The sequence below is a fragment of the Caulobacter sp. P4_E5 genome, assembly GCF_056401555.1.
On the sequence record NZ_JBFUJD010000093.1, the window covers coordinates 1 to 18,371 of the forward strand.

Genomic DNA, 18,371 nt, shown 5'->3' on the forward strand with positions numbered 1-18,371 from the left:
GGAGGGGGCAAGCTGGGCGAACGCCGCGTTAGCCCCCTCAGTCGCTCCGCGACAGCTCCCCCGCTCGCGGGGGAGCAGATTTCAGTGCAGCTTCAGTCGCCCCGACACCCGCTGCTGCAACAGCCTCGCCAGCGCCAGGGTCACGGTCCGCCCCACGCCCAGGATCGCCCGGTGATGGTCCAGGTGCAGCGACATGTAGGCCCACTTGGCCAGCAGGCCTTCGATGAAGAAGTTCGGCCCGCCTAGCCCACCCATCAGCGCCCCGACGCCCTTGTTGTCGCCCAGCGACACCAGCGAGCCGAAGTCGCGATAGACGAATGGCGTCTCGACGCGCCGCTGGGCCAGATGCGCCAGCAGCGCCTTCTCCAGATAGCTGGCCTGCTGGTGGGCGGCCTGGGCGCGGGCGGGGATGGTCTTGCCATCCTTCCAGGGCGCGGCGGCGCAGTCGCCCAGGGCCCAGACGTCGGGGGCGGAGGTCTCCAGGCGGTCGTTGACCACGAACTGGTTGCCGCCGTTGACCTCCAGGCCGAAATCCTTGTTGGCGGCCGCGGCCTTGATGCCGGCCGCCCAGACGATCAGGTCGGCGGGGATGTCGCCCTGGCTGGTCTCCAGCCGGCCGGCATGGACGGCCAGGACCTTGGCGCCGGTCTTCACGGCCACGCCCTTGCGCTCCAGGGCCAGCGTGGCCTTGTCGGCGATCTTCTGGGGCAGGCCGCCCAGGATGCGCGGCGCGGCCTCGACCACGGTGATGTCCAGACGGAAGCGCTGCTCGTCGCCCAGGCTGCCCAGCAGCTCGCGATGCGCTTCGATCAGCTCGGCCGAAAGTTCGACGCCCGTGGCGCCGCCGCCGACGATGGCCACGCGCAGGATCTTGTCCTCCGAGAACGAGGCCTTGGTGAAGGCCGCCAGCAGACGGGCGTGGAAGGCCTCGGCGTCCTCGGTGCGCTCCAGCAGATGGGCCTGTTCCGCGCCGGGCGTGCCGAACAGGTTCGAACCGCTGCCGATCGCCAGCACGCCATAGGTGAAGCTGATGGCGCGCTCGGGCGCGAGGATCTCGCCGCGCTCGCCAGTGATCGTTTTCAACGTCAGGCGCTTAGCCGCGGGATCGAAGGTCTCGAGCTCGCCGAGCAAGAAGTTGAAGCCGTTCGAGCGGCCCAGGATCGGGTAGGAGATGCCCTCCTGGTGGACGTCCAGAGTGCCGGCCGCCACCTCGTGCAAGGTCGGCTTCCAGATATGGAAGCTGGAGCGGTCGATCAGCAGCACGCGGCGCTTGCCATGTCTGCCGCCCAGCTTGCGGCCCAGCCGCGACGCCAGTTCCAGCCCGCCGGCGCCCCCGCCGACGATGACGATGTCGTAGTGCATCACCGTCTCCATCATTATTCATCAATCGATGAAAATATAGTGCGGTGAGGCCCAACGAAAAAGGCCTCCCCGGAGGGAGGCCTTTGAAACGTCTAGATCGGCTCGGCGGCCAGGCGCTTGTCGAGATATTCGCTGACGCTTTTCTCGACGCTGGGCAGGTGCTCGGCCCAGAAGTGGGTGGCCTTGTCGATGACCTCGTAGTCGATCGTGATGCCCTTCTGGGTGCGCAGCTTGGTGACCACGCGCTCCACCTCGACCGGCGGGGTGATCGTGTCGGCSSMGCCGGTCAGGAWCAGGCCCGAGGCCGGGCAGGGGGCCAGGAAGCTGAAGTCGTACATGTTGGTCGGCGGCGACACCGAGATGAAGCCGTCSGTYTCSGGACGGCGCATCAGCAGCTGCATGCCGATATAGGCGCCGAAATCGAAGCCGGCGACCCAGGTCTGGCTGGCGGCCGGGTTGGACGTCTGCAGCCAGTCCAGGGCGGTGGCCGCGTCGGCCAGCTCGCCGATGCCGGCGTCGAACTCGCCCTGGCTGCGGCCCACGCCGCGGAAGTTGAAGCGCAAGGTGGCGAAACCGCGCTTCATGAACAGGTGATACAGCTGAACCGCCACCGGGTGGTTCATGTGACCGCCGGCTTTCGGGTGGGGATGCAGGATCAGCGCGATCGGCGCCGTCTCGGTCTTGCCCGGAGAATAGCGACCTTCGATCCGCCCGGACGCGCCGGTCAAAATCACATCAGGCATGTCGTTCCCTTGAGCTCGCCAGCGGTCCCTCGTTCGACGATTTGGGTCGCCGAATACTTGACTACTGCGCTTGGTCTTCCTAGATCGCAACCAGTTCGCGGGCTGGAGGGCCCGCGCGCGAAGTCGCGGCTTGTAGCACACGCAAAAGCCGATGCGCGCGGAATCTGCAAGGGGTAAGGCGATGCGCCTGAGCACCAAAGGACGATACGCGGTCATGGCGATGACCGACCTGGCCAAGCGCCAGGACGAAAGCGAGGGCCGCGCCGTGGCCCTGGCCGAGATCGCCGGCCGCCAACAGATCTCGCTGTCCTATCTGGAACAGCTGTTCGCGCGCCTGCGCCGCAAGGGCCTGGTGATCAGCGCCCGCGGGCCTGGCGGTGGCTACCGCCTGGCCAAGGCGTCGACCGAGACCTTCATCTCCGACATCGTGCTGGCGGTCGACGAGCCGCTGCGCGCCACGCGTTGCGGCTTCACCAAGGGCCAGCCCAGGGGCTGCATGGCCGGCGGCGAGCGCTGCATGACCCACGGCCTGTGGGAAGAAATGGGCCGCCAGATCCACGGCTATCTGGCCTCGGTGTCGGTAGCCGACGTCCTGGCGGGCAAGCTGCGTCCGGCCGCGCCCATGGAGATCGCGGCCGAGTGAGCATCAACCGCACATCGGTCTATCTCGACTACAACGCCACGGCCCCCCTGCGGCCGGAGGCGCGGGAAGCGTTGCTGCGCGCCCTGGAGAGCCCGGCCAACCCCTCGTCGGTCCACGCCGCCGGCCGCGCCGCGCGCGATATCGTCGAGCGCGCCCGCGCCGAGGTCGGGGCTCTGGTCGGCGTGCCCGCGGGCTCGGTGACCTTTGTCAGCGGCGGCACCGAGGCCAATGCCTTGGCCATCGAGAGCGCCAAGGCCGCCGGCGTCCAACGCATCCTCGTCAGCGCCATTGAACACGATGCGGTGGTCGAGACGGCCAAGGCTTCGGGCCTTCCGGTCGAGATCCTGCCGGTGAACGGCGATGGCGTCGTCGATCTGGCCTGGCTGGCGCAAGCCCTTGAAATTCCGGGCAAGACCCTAGTCTGCCTGATGCTGGCCAACAACGAGACGGGCGTCATCCAGCCGGTGGCGGAAGCCTCGGCCCTGGTTCGCGCTCGGGACGGCTGGCTGCACGTCGACGCCGTCCAGGCGGCCGGCAAGATCGCCGTCGATTTTTCGGCCCTTGGCGCTGACACCATGGCCCTGTCGGCTCACAAGCTAGGCGGGCCGCAGGGCGTTGGCGCGCTGGTGGCCGGGACCCGCGCCACGCTCGTCCGTCGCCAGCACGGCGGCGGCCAGGAGCGCGGCCGCCGGGCCGGCACCGAGAACGTGGCGGGCATCGCCGGCTTTGGCGCGGCCGCCCGGGCGGCGCGGGAAAGCCTTGCCTCGATGGCCGAACAGTCCCATTGGCGCGACGCCCTGGCCGAACGGGTCAAGGCGCACGGCGCGGTGGTGCTCGGGGAGGGCGCGGCGCGTTTACCCCAGACCCTGTGCTTCGCGGGCGAGGGCTTTGGCTCCGAGGTCCAGGTCATGACCCTGGACCTGGCCGGAGTCATGGTCTCCGCCGGCAGCGCCTGCTCGTCGGGCAAGGTCAAGGCCAGCCGTGTGGTGGAAGCCATGGGCCGGTCCGACCTGGCGCCGTTCGCTCTGCGAGTGAGCGGCGGCTGGGCGAGCACGGAAGACGATTGGATCAAGTGCGGCGACGCCTGGCTCGCCGCCTGGAAGCGTATCGGCGCACGGCGCCGGGAGGTGGCGTAGTGGCCGCGGTCAAGGAAACTGTCGAAACCGTCGCCGCGCTCGAGAAATACGAGCACGGCTTCACGACCGAGATCGAGCAGGAGTTCGCGCCCAAAGGGCTGTCCGAGGACATCGTCCGCTTCATCTCGGCCAAGAAGGGCGAGCCGCAGTGGATGCTGGACTGGCGCCTGGACGCCTACCGCCGCTGGCTCGAGCTGGAAGAGCCGACCTGGGCGAAGGTGAACTTCCCCAAGATCGACTACCAGGACAGCTACTACTACGCCGCGCCTTCGACCAAGGAGGGCCCCAAGAGCCTGGACGAGGTCGATCCGGAGCTGCTGGCCGTCTACRCCAAGCTGGGCATCCCGCTGAAGGAACAGGAAGTCCTGGCGGGCGTCGAAGGGGCTCCTCGTTATGCCGTGGACGCGGTGTTCGACAGCGTCAGCGTCGTCACGACCTTCAAGAAGGAGCTGGCCGCCGTCGGCGTCATCTTCTGCTCGATGAGCGAGGCGGTCCGCGAACATCCGGAGCTGGTGCGCCAGTACCTGGGCAGCGTGGTGCCGACCTCGGACAACTATTTCGCCTGCCTCAATAGCGCGGTCTTCTCGGACGGCTCGTTTGTCTACATTCCACCGGGCGTGCGCTGCCCGATGGAGCTGTCGACCTATTTCCGGATCAACGCCAAGGATTCCGGTCAGTTCGAGCGCACCCTGATCATCGCCGACAAGGGCGCCTACTGCTCGTACCTCGAAGGCTGCACGGCTCCGATGCGCGACGAGAACCAGCTGCACGCGGCGGTGGTCGAGCTGGTTTTGCTGGACGACGCCGAGATCAAATACTCGACGGTCCAGAACTGGTACCCGGGCGATCCGGAGACCGGCAAGGGCGGTATCTACAACTTCGTGRCCAAGCGCGCCGACTGCCGTGGCGACCGCTCCAAGGTCTCCTGGACCCAGGTCGAGACCGGCTCGGCCATCACCTGGAAATATCCGTCCTGCGTGCTGCGCGGCGAGGGCTCGTCGGGCGAGTTCTATTCGATCGCGGTGACCAACGGCCACCAGCAGGCCGACACCGGCACCAAGATGATCCACCTGGGCGCCAATACCCGCTCGCGGATCGTCGCCAAGGGCATCAGCGCCGGCAAGTCGACCAGCACCTATCGCGGCCTGGTCTCGGCTCACCCGAAGGCCAAGGGCGCGCGCAACTTCACCCAGTGCGACTCCTTGCTGATCGGCAAGACCTGCGCGGCCCACACCGTCCCGTACATCGAGGCCCGCAACGGCCACAGCGTGTTCGAGCACGAGGCCACCACCACCCGCCTGTCGGACGACCAGCTGTTCTATTGCCAGCAACGCGGCCTGAGCCAGGAAGAGGCCGTGGCCCTGCTGGTCAACGGCTTCGTCAAGGACGTGCTGCAGCAGCTGCCGATGGAATTCGCCGTCGAAGCCCAGAAGCTGGTGGCGATCAGCCTGGAGGGCAGCGTCGGATGATGACCGTCAAGCTCTACCAGCCGGTCGGCATGGAAGAGCTGCAGGATATCAAGGCGTCGGACTGGAAGGCCTTTCCGCCGCACGACATCGAGCAGCCGGTCTTCCGTCCCGTCACCAGCGAGGCCTACGCGGCCAAGCTGGCTCGGGACTGGAACGCCGTTCACACGACCTATCGGCGCGGCTACGTCGTCCGGTTCGCGGTCTTAAAGACCTTCCTGAACGCCTATGAGCATCGTGTCTCGGGCACGCCCGGCCATGAGGAATACTGGATCCCGTCCGAGGATCTTTCGCTGTTAAACGCCGCCATCCAAGGCCAGATCGCCGTCGCCGGAACCTTCGCGGGCCACGACGCGGAATACAGAAAACTCAACGAGACCCATGCTTAAGATCCAGAACCTTCATGCCCGCGTCGAGGACAAGCCGATCCTGAAGGGCGTCACGCTGGACGTCCCGGCCGGCGAGGTCCACGCGATCATGGGCCCGAACGGGGCCGGCAAGTCGACCCTGTCCTACGTGCTGAGCGGCCGTGGCGGCTACGAGGTCACCGAAGGCTCGGCCAGCCTGAACGGCGATGACCTGTTGGCGCTGGACCCCAACGAGCGGGCGGCCAAGGGGTTGTTCCTGTCGTTCCAATATCCGCTGGAGATCCCGGGCGTCCCGGCCCTGACCTTCATCCGCACCGCCCTCAACGCCCAGCGCCGCGCGCGCGGCGAGGACGAGGTCGCCGCTCCGGCCTTCCTGAAGCTGGCCAAGGAGAAGGCCGCGGCGCTGAAGATCGACTTCGACATGCTCAAGCGTGGCCTGAACGTCGGCTTCTCGGGTGGCGAGAAGAAGCGGATGGAGATCTTCCAGATGTCCATGCTGGCCCCGAAGTTCCTGATCCTGGACGAGACGGACAGCGGCCTCGATATCGACGCCCTGAAGATCGTCTCCGAAGGCGTCAACGCCCTGCGCTCGCCCGAGCGCGGCATGCTGGTGATCACCCACTACCAGCGCCTGCTCGACTACATCAAACCCGACAAGGTCCACGTGCTGGCCGCCGGCCGCATCGTCGCCTCGGGCGGCCCGGAACTGGCCCTGCAGCTGGAAGCCGAGGGCTACGACAAGTACGTGGCCGCCGCATGAGTCTCGCCTCTGCCCTCAAGACCGGCGACCTGACCGCGCTGCCCTCGCGGCGCGACGAGGACTGGCGCTGGACCGATCTGCGCGGCCTGCTGCGGGTCCTGCCGCCGGCCGCGCCGGCGCATGACGGCGATGTTCCGGCCGGTCCGTTCGCCGACCTGACCGCGACCGAAACCGTGTTCGTGAACGGCCGTCGCGTCAGCGACGCCGAGGCCGTCTCGGGCGTCGTGGCCCTGCGGTTCATCACCCTGGCCGACAAGACCTCGCAGGCGGCCAGCCACGCCCTGGTCGTCAGGCCGGGCGAGAGCCTGGTCCTGCTGGAAAGCCATGAAGGTCGCGCGGCGGGCTACGTTTCGGACGTTTCGCTCGAGATCGCCGTGGGCGAGGGCGCTTCGCTGGAGCGCATCCTGCTGGTCGAGGACGACGCCGAGGCGATCAATGTCGTCACCGCCGAGGTCGATCTGGCCCCCGGCGCGACCTACGCCCAGACCGTCCTGACCTCGGGCGCGCGTCGCCAGCGGATCGAGACGCGGGTCAATCACCCCGGCGCCCACGCCCAGGTGCGCCTCGACGGTGTCTATATACTGGAGGGCCAGCGCCACGCCGACCAGACGACCGTCGTCACCCACGCCGGCGTCGACGGCGTCACCAGTCAGCTGACCAAGGGCATGGTCACCGACCAGGCGCGCGGTGTCTTCCAGGGCCGGATCGTCGTCGCCCAGGGCGCCGACCAGACCGATGCGCGCATGGGTCACCACGCCCTGATCCTGTCGGACAAGGCCGAGGTCGACGCCAAGCCCGAGCTTTTGATCTTCGCCGACGACGTCTCCTGCGCCCATGGCAACACCATCGGCGCCCTGGACGAGCAAGCGATCTTCTACGCCCGCCAGCGCGGCATCCCGGAAGCCGAGGCCAAGGCCATGCTGACCGTCGCCTTCGTCGGCGAGGTGGTCGAGCGCATCGCGCACGAGGGCGCGCGCGCCGTCGCCGCCGCCTGGGTGGCCCGCAAGCTGGGGAGTCCTACCTGATGGCTTTTGACGCCCCCTTCGACGTCGCCGCGATCCGCGAGCAGTTCCCGATCCTGCAACGGACCGTGCACGGCAAGCCGCTGGTCTATCTGGACAGCGCCGCCAGCGCCCAGAAGCCGAACGTGGTGTTGGACACCATGATGGACCTGGCGCGGACCTCGTACGCCAACGTCCACCGCGGCCTGCACACGCTCGCGAATGAAACCACGGAAGCCTATGAAAAGGCCCGTGAAAGCGTCGCGCGCTTCATCAACGCCGAACCGACCGAGGTGGTCTGGACCAAGAGCGCCACCGAAGCGGTGAACCTGGTCGCGGCCTCGTTCGGCCTGTCGCTGAACGCCGGCGACGAGATCGTGCTCTCCGAGATGGAGCACCACGCCAATATCGTGCCGTGGCACTTCCTGCGCGAGCGCAAGGGCGTGGTGCTGAAGTTCATCCCCGTGCTGGACGACGGCCGCCTCGACATGGAGGCCTATCAGGGCCTGCTGTCCGAAAAGACCAAGATGGTCGCCGTCACCCACATGTCGAACGTGCTGGGCACGGTCAACGACGTGGCCGAGGTCATCCGTCTGGCCCATGCGGCCGGCGCGCCGGTGCTGCTGGACGGCTGCCAAGGCGTGGTCCACACCAAGGTCGACGTGAAGGCGCTGGACGTCGATTTCTACGTCTTCTCCGGCCACAAGCTGTACGGCCCGACCGGCATCGGCGTGCTGTACGGCAAGGCCGAGCGCCTGGCCGTGCTGCCGCCGTACCAGGGCGGCGGCGAGATGATCGGCTCCGTGAGTCTCGACAAGATCACCTATGCCGATCCGCCACACCGTTTCGAAGCCGGTACGCCGGCGATCCTGGAGGCCGTCGGCCTGGGCGCGGCGATCGAGTGGCTGAACGGCCTGGATCGCGACGCCATCTTCGCCCACGAGCACGCCCTCTACAGCCGCGTCGCCGAGCAGCTGCGCGGCGTCAACGGCGTGCGGATCCTGGGTGAGGCGCCCGGCAAGGGCGCGGTGCTGTCGTTCACGGTCGAAGGCGCCCACGCCCACGATATCGCCCAGGTGCTGGACCGCTACGGCGTCGCCGTCCGCGCCGGCACCCATTGCGCCGAGCCCTTGATGCGCCGTTTCGGCGTTACGTCGAGCGCGCGCGCTTCGTTCGCCCTATATAATACCGAGGCCGAGGCCGACGCGTTCGTCGACGCGCTGGCCAAGGCCCGCAGTTTCTTCAGTTGAGCCGCCCATGACCGACGCCGCCGCCTCTCCCGAGCCTGTCACCGCCCTCTCGAAGGACGAGCTGAACCGGCTGACGGACCAGCTGATCGAGAAGCTGAAGACCGTCTATGACCCGGAAATCCCGGTCGACATCTACGAGCTGGGCCTGATCTACAAGGTCGACGTCAGCGACGACAAGGACGTGGCCATCGACATGACCCTGACCGCGCCAGGCTGCCCGGTGGCCGGGGAAATGCCGGGCTGGGTCCGCGACGCGGTGATGGAGATTCCGGAGCTGAAGTCCTGCACGGTCGACCTGGTGTTCGAGCCGCCGTGGGACGCCTCGCGCATGAGCGACGAGGCTAAGTTGCAACTGAACATGTTCTGATCGGTTCGAAAGCCATGGAAACCGCGATCACCGTCCGTCCCCGCCGTCCGCGTCCCAAGGTCGTCACCTTGACCGACGCCGCAGCCGCGCGCGTGAAGGAGATCATGGACCGCGCCGACAAGCCTTACGCGGGCTTGCGCGTCGGCGTGAAGAACGGCGGCTGCGCGGGTTCGGAATATGTCTTCGAATATGCCGAGACCCAGGACCCGATCGACGAGGTGATCGAGGAAAAGGGCGTCCGGATCCTGATCGAGCCCAAGGCCGTGCTGTTCCTGATCGGCGCCGAGATCGACTACGAGGTGACCAAGCTGGCCTCGAAGTTCGTGTTCCACAATCCCAACGAGACCGACGCCTGCGGCTGCGGCGAGAGCGTCACCATCCAGCCGGCGCCGGAGGCGCTGGACTAGTGGATGAGGATCTTGACGATCTGTCGCGTGAAGCGCTGATCGACGAGGTTCGCAAGCTGCGCGCGGCGATCCGCGCGCACCGCGACAGCACGCTGCATGAACTGTGCTGGCACCATCCCGACCTGTGGGCCCTGCTGCCCGAGAAGACCGATCCCCAGCCCGTCGTACCGGCCTGGCCGCAGTTCATGCGTGGCTGCGTCCACTACCGCCAGTCGCTGGACGACCAACTGCCGGACGCGCCGCGTTCCGACACCGAATTCAAGGATTGACCGCCATGCTCGCCCGCACACCTTCTTGCATCGAGTGTGGCCTCGCCTGGGGCGCGCCGGGCTTCCGTCACGAGGACGACGCGCCGCTGTACTGGTCGGACACCGGCATCCTGTGCTCGGGCGGCTGCGCGCAGACCCATTTCGCCAAGCGCCGGGCGGACGGCACCTTCGTGGCCGTGCCGGCGGAGTGCCCGGTCGAGCTTTAAAATCCCTCTCCCATAGGGAGAGGGTGGGGCCCGCCGCAAAGCGGTGGGAGGGTGAGGGGTTACACCCTCGGCCTCTGAAACCCCTCATCCTCCCACGCCCGCGGCGTGGGCCCCTCCTTCTCCCTATGGGAGAAGGTTCGCGGTGGCGGCCTTGGCGGAAGGTTCAGCAGTCACGTTCTTCCGCCCGTTCCACTCCACCAGCACCGACGGCCGCACCGGCTCGCCACGCGCCTGGGCGATTAACTCGTTAGTGCGCCCTTCGACGGCCGCTTCCAGCCTCTGCATGAACTCGGCCTTGTCCAGGCCCAGCGGCAGGGGCGGCAGGAACTCCACGGTCGCGGTTCCCGGCGTCTTGGCCTTCTGCGTCTGTTGCCAGAAGCAGCCGAGGTTGGTGGCCATCGGCACGACCGGCAGGCCGAAGTCCTTGCTCATGTAGTAGACGCCGGTCCGGTAGCGGAACCGCTCGCCCGGCGCGGCCAGGTGGCCCTCGGGATAGATCAGGATCCGCCGGCCCTCGGCCGCGACCTGGGCGGCGCTTGCCGACAGGGCCTTGCGGGCCTCGGGACCGCCGCAGCTGTCGACGACGATGGCCCCGAACTTCTTCAGGATCGCCCCGACCAGCGGGAACTTCTCCAGATGATCGCCGGTCACGAAGCTGAGGTTCTCGACATTGGCGAACATCACGAAGCCGTCGCCCCAGCTGTGGTGCTTGGCGGCGATGATGAACGGGCCCTTGGGCAGGTTCTCCTGGCCCTTCAGCTGGACCTTCACGTCGGCGAAGACGCCGAGGGCCCACAGCATCCGCTGGCTGTAGAGCCGCAGGGCGAAGGCCACCGGCCTGCGGCCTGGCAAGAGCGCCGAGAGGGCGGCCGACAGGCCGTAGAAGATCGATAGGACCCAGTAGTAGGCATTGAACAGCGCGCTGCGCATGGCGATCGGATCTCTCTATCGAGCGAAAAGCACGGCCTTGACGGCCGCTGTCATCAGGGGAGCGTGGGTCGACAGGGCGTCGCCGCCCAGGCGGCCGTAGGCCTTGTTCTGGGCGGTCTGGGTGATCACCCCGATCGCCATGGCCGCCAGCACGCGCGGATCGCCCGGCGGCAGCTGCGTCGCCAGCATGGCGCGCTTGATCAGGTCCTCGACCAGGGTGACCGGGTCACGGCCATCCTCCTGATAGTAGGGCAGGAAATGGTGCAGCTGCAGCAGGTGGAACGAGAACAGCAGCCAGTCCTCGTCGGCCACAGCGCAATAGGCGCGGACCAGGGCTTCGGCCTTGGCCTCGATGCCGTGGACCGCGCCGGCCTCGTCCTCGATCAGCCTGGAGAGCCGGCGGTGGCAGTCCATGAACAGGCCGACGGCCAGCTCGTCCTTGCTCTTCCAATGCCGATAGATTGCGCCTTCGGACACGCCGGCGCGGGCGGCGATGGTCTTGGTCGTGGTCGCGTCGACGCCGTCGACGACGAAGGCCTCCAGGGCGGCGCGTTCGATGCGGGGCTTGGCGCTCATGGGGGAAGCTTTGCACGATGCCCGCGAAATGCAAGTGAGCGTTCACTTACATTGTCGTGATCGGCGATCTCGCGATTGACCGCGGCCGGCGGGGCGGCGACACACGGTCATGGTCCAGACGGTTCTGATCTATTCGATGGGCGAGGTGATCGGCGACGGCCTGATCAAGCTGCCCTTCGTCGCCGGCCTGCGCGCCGCGTTCCCGGACGCCCGCATCAGCTGGTGCGCGGCCAAGGGCGAGACGGTCTATGCGGGGCCGCTGAAGAGCGTGGTGGCCGGCTATGTCGATGAGGTGATCCTGGAGGGCCGAAACGGCGCGCGACCGCTCGACAGCCTGCCGTGGTCGAAACCGTTCGGCGGCCGTGCGTTCGATCTCGTCATCGACACCCAGGAAAACCTGCGCCGCAGCGGCGTGGCGCGTCGCGGCGTAACCGGCCGCTTCGTCTCGGCCGCCCGTCACGCCCGCGACAAGGACTGGCCGGTGGCCGTCACCGACCGCCTGGCGCGGCTGTTGTCGCTGGCCACGGACGGGCAGGGCGGCCCGCGTCCGCTGGTCCTGAACAATCCCGACGCCGTGAAGGCCGCCGAGGCCTTGCTGCCGGCCGGGCCGACCTATGTCGGCCTGGCGCCGGGGGCCGGCGGTCAGGACAAGCGTTGGCCGCTGGAGAACTATTTGGAACTGGCTCGCCGCGTCGTCAGTCGGGGCTGGACGCCGGTCTTCCTGTTCGGTCCCGACGAGGCCGAGGACGCCACCGTCGCCGCGCGCGAGATCCCGCAAGGGCTACACCCTGAGCGGGACCGCGTGGATCCGTACCCCCACGTGAAGGGCCCGCTGCTGGTCATCGCTCTTGCCGGACGTCTGGCGGCCGGAGTCGCCAATGACGCCGGCCCCGGCCACATGCTGGCCGCCGGCGGCGCGCCGCTGCTGTCACTGCAGCAGGACCGCCGCAAGTCGGTGAAGTTCCGCCCCGCCGCCCAGCGGCTTGAGATGCTGGTCGCGGAGGACTACGGAAGCGGCATGGACGCTCTGCCGGTCGACGCGGCCTGGGCCGCCCTCGAGACGCTGGTCACCGGAGCCGCCTGAATGTCCATCCTCGCGCCGATCTCGGCGGGCGAACTGGTCGACAAGATCACCATCCTGCGGGTCAAGGCCCAGCGCATCGGCGATCCGGCCAAGGAAGCCAATGTCCGTAAAGAGCTGGCCCTGCTGGAGGCCACGGCCCGAGAGCACCTGCCCGACAATGCCGAGCTCGTCCGCCTGACCGACGAGCTCACGGCGGTCAACGCGGCCCTGTGGGACATCGAGGACGGCAAGCGCGACTGCGAGCGCCGCCAGGACTTCGGCCCAGACTTCGTGGCCCTGGCCCGCCGCGTCTATATCGACAACGACAAGCGCGCGGCGATCAAGCGGGCCATCAACGAAGCGGCGGGCTCGGAGATCGTCGAGGAAAAGAGCTACAAGCCCTATCTGGCGACATCAAAAGAGTGACGCAAGTCGTTGCTAGCGCTCTGGAAATGATCGTCGGCATGTCGCCTGACCTTAAGCTTGGCCAATACGTCTTCTGCGCGGCTGGCGACCGGGACTGGGCGGCGCTGAACCCGCTGGCCATGTTCCGCGAGGCCGAAGGGGTCAGTCTGATCCTGGAGCGTAGCGCGGCTGAAGCCGTGGGTTTTCCAGTCGCGGCGCCGATGGCCCTGATCACGCTCRATGTCTATTCGGCCCTCGACGGCGTCGGTCTGACCGCCGCCGTGGCCGCGGCGCTGGCCGAGGCCGGGATCGCCTGCAACATGGTCGCGGCGCTGAACCACGACCATGTCTTCGTGCCCGTCGAGCGCGCCGACGAGGCCGTCGCGATCCTGCGGGCGCTCCAGGCCGCCGCCAGCGCCCCCTGAACTAACGTCCCTTGAACGCCGCCACGCGCTTCTGGAGGAAGGCGGTGACGCCTTCGATGAAGTCCTCGGTCTTGCCGGCGACCTTCTGGGCCTTGCGCTCGGCGTGCAGCTGGCCGGTCCAGTCGCTGTCGAGGCTGTCCCAGACCAGCTTGCGGATCGTCCCCAGCGCGGCCGGCCCCTGGGCCAGCTGAACCGCCAGGGTGTGGGCGGTCGGGATCAGCTCGGCATCCGGGACGCAGCGATTGACCAAGCCCCATTGCAGGGCGGTCGCGGCCGGGATCTTGTCGCCCAGCAGCATCATCTCCATGGCCCGCGCCTTGCCGACTAGGCGCGGCAGCAGGTAGGTCGAGCCGCCGTCCGGGACCAGGCCGATGCGGCGGAAGGCCTGCAGGAAATAGGCGCTCTCGCCCGCCACGACGATGTCGCCCATCAAGGCGATCGAGCAGCCGATCCCCGCCGCGGGGCCGTTCACCGCCGTCACGATCGGCAACGGGAAGTCGCGCAGCAGCGTCATCAGAGGATTGTAGGTGCTTTCCAGCGCCGAGCCGGCGTCGGGCTTGCCGTCGACGTCCAACGCCCGTCCGGCCGCGCCGCCGCCCGACAGGTTGGCGCCCGAGCAGAAGCCGCGGCCTTCGCCGGTCAGGATCACGGCGCGGGCCTCGACGTTGCCGGCGGCAATGGAGGAAAAGGCGTGGATCAGCTCGCGGGCGATCTCCAGGCTGGCGGCGTTCAGCGTGGCCGGATCGGCGAGGGTGACGGTGGCGACGCCATCCTGCGTGGCGAGTCGGATCTTCTGATAGTCCACGGCGACCTCCCTTGGTGTTAGGGAGAGTCTAGGCGCCTTTGCCCCTTGGGAAGGCTAGCGGAAACTTCAAAAGGAAACGCCGCCGATCTCGCGACCGGCGGCGTCCAAGTGGGTAGTCCAGCTGAAGGGATCAGGCGGCGTTGGCCGCGCCCGGCATGGATTCCGCCGCGGTGACGCGGTTGCGGCCGCTGCGCTTGGAGGCGTAGAGCGCCGCATCGGCGCGTTCCATGACCGAGTGGCCGGTCTCGTTCGGGCGGCGTTCGGCGAAGCCCGACGAGATGGTGATGGCGCCCAGGTCCTCGTTGGTCGAGCGACGCTTGAGCATGCGCGAGGAAACCTCGACGCGGATTTCTTCCAGGGTGGTGGCGACGGCCGAGGCGGCCTCGCGCGGGAAGATCATCGCGAACTCCTCGCCGCCGTAACGGGCGGCGAAGCGCGGCGGCGCGGCGACACGGCCGATCACCGAGGCGACATAGCGGATGACCTGGTCACCGGTCTGGTGGCCCCAGGTGTCGTTGAAGCCCTTGAAATGGTCGATATCGAGCACGGCCAGACAGATGGTCGTGCCGGTGTCGTCGGCGTCGGAGCAGGCGCGGTCCAGCTCCTCGTCGAAGGCCTTGCGGTTGGCCAGGTTGGTCAGGCCGTCGGTCGTGGCGTCGCGGCGGACCTGTTCCAGGTGCTCGCGCAGACGGTCGACCTCGGCGGTGGATTCGGCCAGACGCGCTTCCAGCGACTGGTTCTCTTTGTGCACGCGACGCGTGGCCTCGGCTAGATTGGTGACCACGGTCTTGATGGAGTCGACATCGGCGCCGGCGTCCAGGTTCTTGGTCGCACCAGCCAGTTGCTTGCCGAAAGCCGCGTTGGATTTCTGAGCGTTCTGGATGGCTTTCGAGACCGATTCCAGTTCCTTGCTCAGCAGGTCGCCTGCGTCGCGGATTTGTTCGTTCAGGCGCGCCTTGGGCAGGTAGGTCGCGGCCAGTTCTTCGCTGACCAGTTCGGTCATCGGCTCGCCGAGCGAGATCAGACGGGTCAGTTCACGGGCCAAGGCGCCATCGGGATCGGCCACGTAGTGGGTCCACAGCTCGAAATTCAGCGCGGTCGGCCACACCTGGTGGCGTTCCATCAGCTCCAGGGCGCGCGAGGCGATCTTGTAAGCCTCGGGTCCGCGCAGTGTGGTTTCGACGTCCGACATTTTTCTTCTTCCCCCATCGGCGTTTCCACTCGCGGAAATACCGATCGCCTGGAGCGGAACCTTAGACCCGAGAGTTCTTACGACCCGTTAAGAACGAACGGCGTTCGCTCAAGTGCGATCGCACGTTCGCCCATTATGAGGGCCGAAGAGATGGGCTCCGCGTTTTCGGACCCGTCCGAGGAAAGCGCGACAAGGTCATGAATAGGCCGGCGAATTCGTCCTTCGCGCGCCGCGAGGCTCCAGGGACGCAGGTCCAACAGCGCCAAAAAGCCGCGCCTGCCTGGAATGCCGCCGCCGCCGCCGAACTCTCGCCGGTTGGGGTGCAGCGCCGGGATGACAAGGCGAGAAGGCCATGCTCCAAGCGGCGCATGACCGCGCCGCTTTCCTTGCGTCCCATCGTCGAAGCCCAGGACCTGCCGCCCATGATGGCGGCGGAGCTGCGCGAGCGCTTCGCGCGCGGCGAGACCGGCGTCGCCTGGTCGCCGGAACACGACGCCTCGGCCGCCGCGCCGCCGGGACGGCTGGGCGGTCCGGAGGCCGGCGCCTGGCCCCACGACATCGCCGTGTCGCCACCGGTCAACGTCCCGGCGCTGTGCGCGATCGGCGAGGCTTGGTGGTTCCCGCGCTTCGGCGGGCTGATCGGAACCGACGGCGCGCTCTACAACGCCACGATCGGCGAGGCGCGGCATGGCTCGGGAGACCTGTCGGCGATCCCGGGCGTCCGCGACGGCGCGACACGGTTCACGCCGCCGACCTCCGCGCCCGAGCTGGACAGCGGCGCGGTGTTCCTGCCCTGGGGCGCGACGTTCAACTATGGCCACTTCGTCATCGACGCCTTGCCGTCGCTGCTGGCGCTGGAGCAAGCAGGGCTACTGGACGAGGCGCCGGTCCTGGCGCCGACGCTGACCGCCTGGCAACGCGACCTGATCGCTCTGGCGTTTCCCGAGATCCAGCTTCGCGAGGTCGAGGCGCCGGTCGTTCGCCTGAAACGCGCGACCTTCTCGACCAGCATGGACCATTTCCTGCACCACCCGAACGGCCTGCTGGCGGACGTCGCGGCGCGGGTGCTGGCGCGCTCGCCGGCCGGAAGCGGCGCGCGGCGCGTCTATCTCTCACGGCGCGGCCATTCGATGCGCGTGATGGTGGGTGAGGCGGCCTTCGAGCGCGCCCTGGCCGCGCGTGGCTTCACGATCGTTCAACCGGAAAAGCTCGGCGCGGCCGCGCAGGTCGCCCTGATGCGCGACGCCGAGGTCGTGGTCGGCGCCAGCGGCGCGGCCCTGGCCAACGCCGTCTTCCTGCCCCGCGGCGCGCGGGTCGTGGAGATCCAGCCGCTGAACTTCACCAGCCAATGGGTGCGCGCGGCCTCTCGCCAGGTCGGGGTCGACTGGCGCGGCTATGTCTGCGCTTCACCGTGCCCGGCGCGGCAAGCGCCGCTGCTGGCCAGGTTCCGCCGAGGCTTCAAGTTCGCCTTCAGGCCGCCCTTGGACGACCTGTTGGCCTTCGTGGACGCGGCCTTATAGGATGCCCTTGCGGCCCGGCGCCCACGGATCCAGCGATTGTTGCTCCTCGCGATGGACCATGCCGTAATAGCCGGCGACCCAGACCAGCAAAAAGACCACTAGGCCGCCCCAAAAGCCTCCCGGCGTGGCGAACCATACGGTCAGGGCGCTGATCGTGGCGGCCAACCCCAGCATCGCCCAGCGCAACAGCACGGCGAAGGCGTGGTAGGTCTTCTCGTGCGCGACGAGAATGGCTTCCTTGTCGAGTTCGGGTTCGATGGCGGCCAAGTGCAGTCCTCCCATTCTTGCTTAGCAAGGGGCGCGACCGGCCGGGCTCCGGCGCGATCAAGCCGAAAACGTCGAGCAGGATAACAGCGTTCCACAAGTATGGCCACGGCTCCGCTTGCGAAACTCGCGCTAGGGATGCAAGCCTCCCGATGAGCGGCCAGGGATGCCGCCATGCAAGGAGGAGGCGACGTCATGGCGACGACAGACACCAACCTCTACAGGGCGCTTCACAAGTCCGAGTGGCCGGACGACCAGCCCCTGGTCGAGAAGAGCACGCCCGCGGCCCATCTTCTGGACCCTCTTTTCGAACCCAAGACGATCGAGACGCGTGGCAGAAGAACTATTCGCGCGCCCGACGTGCAGATGGAGAGCGACCGGGGCGTCTCGTACGTGAGGACGGGAGGCGGAACGTCGCTGTTCGACCGAGAATATGTGTTTGGCCGGGCCTGGTGGCGCAGCTTCACCCTCCCCGAGGGCACCCAGGTCCCGGACTCCCTGAAGATCGTCAAGGGCGGCTATAATGAAAAGTTCGCCGCGACCCACTACCAGATCGAGGTCAAGGCGGGCCGCATGGAGAAGGGGGCCTTCGTGGGCGCGCTGGACAATCTGGCGCGCAACGCGATCGTCAGATCCATCGAGACGGCGAAACAGACGCAGTCCTGACGACGGCGAAGAGACGGAGACAGCGCATGCAGCCGGTCAGCGGCCGAACCTTGATGATGGCCGTTCAGGCGGTGCAGGCCGAGATGGAGCGGTTGGACCAGGATTGCGCGGAGGCGCAGGGCCCCGAGGTCGCCGACCTGCAGGATCTGCTCGAGACCTATCGACTGGCCTCGATCGAACTGCGCGACGCCTACATCGCCGAATGGCGGGGCGCCAGCAATCTGCCGCCGTATGAGCAGCTGATCGGGCTGGAGCCCTGAAGCCGCGACTGGCCGTCTAGATACGACGAAGGCGCCGAGCGTTTCCGCTCGGCGCCTCGCCGACATAGCACTATCGCTTGGTCGGGCGGGCCAGGAAGGCGGGAACGTCGTTGCCGAAGCCGACCACGCGGCGGTCGTCGTCGTCGCGGTCACGGACCGGCTGGACGCCGCGCACCGGACGCTCGGGACGTTCGTTGCGTTCGGGGCGCTCACCACGCTCCGAACGTTCATCGCGTTCAGGGCGCTCACCACGCGCCGAACGCTCGGGGCGTTCCGAGCGCTCAGAA

At 67.8% G+C, this 18,371-nt stretch carries 24 protein-coding genes and 1 pseudogene; 17 read left to right on the top strand and 8 right to left on the bottom strand.

Translation table 11 applies throughout. The annotated features are described in order from the left end of the window. Positions 1-81: 81 nt before the first annotated feature. Together AC1DSO_RS21695 and AC1DSO_RS21700 are read right to left on the bottom strand one after the other, a co-directional pair. Positions 82-1,362, bottom strand: a complete 1,281-nt coding sequence (locus AC1DSO_RS21695) for an NAD(P)/FAD-dependent oxidoreductase (RefSeq protein ID WP_477070781.1) — start codon at positions 1,360-1,362, stop codon at positions 82-84. 92 nt (positions 1,363-1,454) lie between these two features. After that, the gene (locus AC1DSO_RS21700) at positions 1,455-2,105 is read right to left on the bottom strand and encodes an alpha/beta hydrolase (protein ID WP_477070782.1); all 651 of its coding nucleotides are present in this window, start codon (positions 2,103-2,105) and stop codon (positions 1,455-1,457) included. Between the two features lie 181 nt (positions 2,106-2,286). Here AC1DSO_RS21700 and AC1DSO_RS21705 point away from each other — a divergent pair, with 181 nt between their 5' ends. From AC1DSO_RS21705 to AC1DSO_RS21755, 11 genes are read left to right on the top strand one after another with little or no spacing between them, the layout of a single operon-like run. Then, complete coding sequence (locus AC1DSO_RS21705) at positions 2,287-2,748, top strand: Rrf2 family transcriptional regulator (protein WP_477070783.1); 462 nt, start codon at positions 2,287-2,289, stop codon at positions 2,746-2,748. Beyond that, the gene (locus AC1DSO_RS21710) at positions 2,745-3,884 is read left to right on the top strand and encodes a cysteine desulfurase family protein (protein ID WP_477070784.1); all 1,140 of its coding nucleotides are present in this window, start codon (positions 2,745-2,747) and stop codon (positions 3,882-3,884) included. The genes AC1DSO_RS21705 and AC1DSO_RS21710 overlap by 4 nt, the downstream gene beginning before the upstream one ends. Then, positions 3,884-5,353 (top strand): Fe-S cluster assembly protein SufB, encoded by a 1,470-nt coding sequence (gene sufB, locus AC1DSO_RS21715; protein WP_477070785.1) that lies wholly within the window; start codon positions 3,884-3,886, stop codon positions 5,351-5,353. The genes AC1DSO_RS21710 and sufB overlap by 1 nt, the downstream gene beginning before the upstream one ends. Then, the gene (locus AC1DSO_RS21720; RefSeq protein WP_477070786.1) at positions 5,350-5,739 is read left to right on the top strand and encodes a hypothetical protein; all 390 of its coding nucleotides are present in this window, start codon (positions 5,350-5,352) and stop codon (positions 5,737-5,739) included. The genes sufB and AC1DSO_RS21720 overlap by 4 nt, the downstream gene beginning before the upstream one ends. Continuing rightward, positions 5,732-6,478 (top strand): Fe-S cluster assembly ATPase SufC, encoded by a 747-nt coding sequence (sufC, locus tag AC1DSO_RS21725; RefSeq protein ID WP_477070787.1) that lies wholly within the window; start codon positions 5,732-5,734, stop codon positions 6,476-6,478. Before AC1DSO_RS21720 ends, sufC begins: the two co-directional genes overlap by 8 nt. Then, positions 6,475-7,503 carry a Fe-S cluster assembly protein SufD gene (sufD, locus tag AC1DSO_RS21730; RefSeq protein ID WP_477070788.1) on the top strand — a complete coding sequence of 343 codons (1,029 nt, stop codon included), beginning with the start codon at positions 6,475-6,477 and terminating at the stop codon, positions 7,501-7,503. The genes sufC and sufD overlap by 4 nt, the downstream gene beginning before the upstream one ends. Continuing rightward, positions 7,503-8,729, top strand: coding sequence for an aminotransferase class V-fold PLP-dependent enzyme (locus tag AC1DSO_RS21735; protein WP_477070789.1), 1,227 nt, complete (start codon positions 7,503-7,505; stop codon positions 8,727-8,729). Before sufD ends, AC1DSO_RS21735 begins: the two co-directional genes overlap by 1 nt. Positions 8,730-8,736: 7 nt before the next feature. Then, a complete protein-coding gene (locus tag AC1DSO_RS21740; protein WP_047405751.1) occupies positions 8,737-9,096 on the top strand; it encodes an SUF system Fe-S cluster assembly protein in 360 nt (119 codons plus the stop codon). Between the two features lie 14 nt (positions 9,097-9,110). Beyond that, positions 9,111-9,503, top strand: coding sequence for a HesB/IscA family protein (locus AC1DSO_RS21745; protein WP_477070790.1), 393 nt, complete (start codon positions 9,111-9,113; stop codon positions 9,501-9,503). Next, positions 9,503-9,772 carry a hypothetical protein gene (locus AC1DSO_RS21750; protein WP_477070791.1) on the top strand — a complete coding sequence of 90 codons (270 nt, stop codon included), beginning with the start codon at positions 9,503-9,505 and terminating at the stop codon, positions 9,770-9,772. Before AC1DSO_RS21745 ends, AC1DSO_RS21750 begins: the two co-directional genes overlap by 1 nt. 5 nt (positions 9,773-9,777) lie before the next feature. Continuing rightward, positions 9,778-9,978 (top strand): hypothetical protein, encoded by a 201-nt coding sequence (locus AC1DSO_RS21755; protein WP_477070792.1) that lies wholly within the window; start codon positions 9,778-9,780, stop codon positions 9,976-9,978. A 123-nt stretch (positions 9,979-10,101) separates the two neighbouring features. Here AC1DSO_RS21755 and AC1DSO_RS21760 read toward each other — a convergent pair whose 3' ends face one another. Next, complete coding sequence (locus tag AC1DSO_RS21760) at positions 10,102-10,908, bottom strand: lysophospholipid acyltransferase family protein (protein ID WP_477070793.1); 807 nt, start codon at positions 10,906-10,908, stop codon at positions 10,102-10,104. Positions 10,909-10,923: 15 nt separating this feature from the next. Beyond that, on the bottom strand, positions 10,924-11,484 hold the full coding sequence (locus AC1DSO_RS21765) for a TetR/AcrR family transcriptional regulator (protein WP_477070794.1): 561 nt from the start codon (positions 11,482-11,484) through the stop codon (positions 10,924-10,926). 109 nt (positions 11,485-11,593) lie between these two features. Here AC1DSO_RS21765 and AC1DSO_RS21770 point away from each other — a divergent pair, with 109 nt between their 5' ends. The 3 genes from AC1DSO_RS21770 to AC1DSO_RS21780 are packed head-to-tail and all read left to right on the top strand — an operon-like array spanning position 11,594 to position 13,377. After that, positions 11,594-12,568: a glycosyltransferase family 9 protein gene (locus AC1DSO_RS21770; protein WP_477070795.1), complete on the top strand. Its 975-nt coding sequence runs from the start codon at positions 11,594-11,596 to the stop codon at positions 12,566-12,568. Then, entirely contained in the window at positions 12,569-12,973 is a 405-nt protein-coding gene (locus AC1DSO_RS21775) for a DUF6165 family protein (RefSeq protein ID WP_477070796.1), read from the top strand. Then, positions 12,970-13,377 (top strand): ACT domain-containing protein, encoded by a 408-nt coding sequence (locus AC1DSO_RS21780; protein ID WP_477070797.1) that lies wholly within the window; start codon positions 12,970-12,972, stop codon positions 13,375-13,377. The genes AC1DSO_RS21775 and AC1DSO_RS21780 overlap by 4 nt, the downstream gene beginning before the upstream one ends. A 1-nt stretch (position 13,378) precedes the next feature. On the opposite strand, the gene AC1DSO_RS21785 is transcribed toward AC1DSO_RS21780, so the two are convergent. Both AC1DSO_RS21785 and AC1DSO_RS21790 read right to left on the bottom strand, forming a co-directional pair. Continuing rightward, positions 13,379-14,182, bottom strand: coding sequence for an enoyl-CoA hydratase/isomerase (locus AC1DSO_RS21785; RefSeq protein WP_477070798.1), 804 nt, complete (start codon positions 14,180-14,182; stop codon positions 13,379-13,381). A gap of 130 nt (positions 14,183-14,312) precedes the next feature. Then, positions 14,313-15,374, bottom strand: a complete 1,062-nt coding sequence (locus tag AC1DSO_RS21790; RefSeq protein ID WP_477070799.1) for a GGDEF domain-containing protein — start codon at positions 15,372-15,374, stop codon at positions 14,313-14,315. A 368-nt stretch (positions 15,375-15,742) separates the two neighbouring features. Between AC1DSO_RS21790 and AC1DSO_RS21795 the strand changes: the two genes are divergently transcribed. Beyond that, positions 15,743-16,894: a glycosyltransferase family 61 protein gene (locus AC1DSO_RS21795; protein WP_477070800.1), complete on the top strand. Its 1,152-nt coding sequence runs from the start codon at positions 15,743-15,745 to the stop codon at positions 16,892-16,894. Here the strand turns inward: AC1DSO_RS21795 and AC1DSO_RS21800 are convergent. Next, positions 16,889-17,161, bottom strand: a complete 273-nt coding sequence (locus tag AC1DSO_RS21800; protein ID WP_477070801.1) for a hypothetical protein — start codon at positions 17,159-17,161, stop codon at positions 16,889-16,891. The two genes, AC1DSO_RS21795 and AC1DSO_RS21800, sit on opposite strands and share 6 nt — an antisense overlap. 192 nt (positions 17,162-17,353) lie before the next feature. On the opposite strand from AC1DSO_RS21800, the gene AC1DSO_RS21805 reads away from it, so the two are divergent. Next, entirely contained in the window at positions 17,354-17,824 is a 471-nt protein-coding gene (locus tag AC1DSO_RS21805) for a Tse2 family ADP-ribosyltransferase toxin (RefSeq protein ID WP_477070802.1), read from the top strand. A 26-nt stretch (positions 17,825-17,850) separates the two neighbouring features. Next, a complete protein-coding gene (locus AC1DSO_RS21810) occupies positions 17,851-18,084 on the top strand; it encodes a Tsi2 family anti-toxin (RefSeq protein ID WP_477070803.1) in 234 nt (77 codons plus the stop codon). Between the two features lie 70 nt (positions 18,085-18,154). On the opposite strand, the pseudogene AC1DSO_RS21815 reads toward AC1DSO_RS21810, so the two are convergent. Beyond that, positions 18,155-18,371, bottom strand: a pseudogene (locus tag AC1DSO_RS21815) (DEAD/DEAH box helicase); the annotation flags it as partial.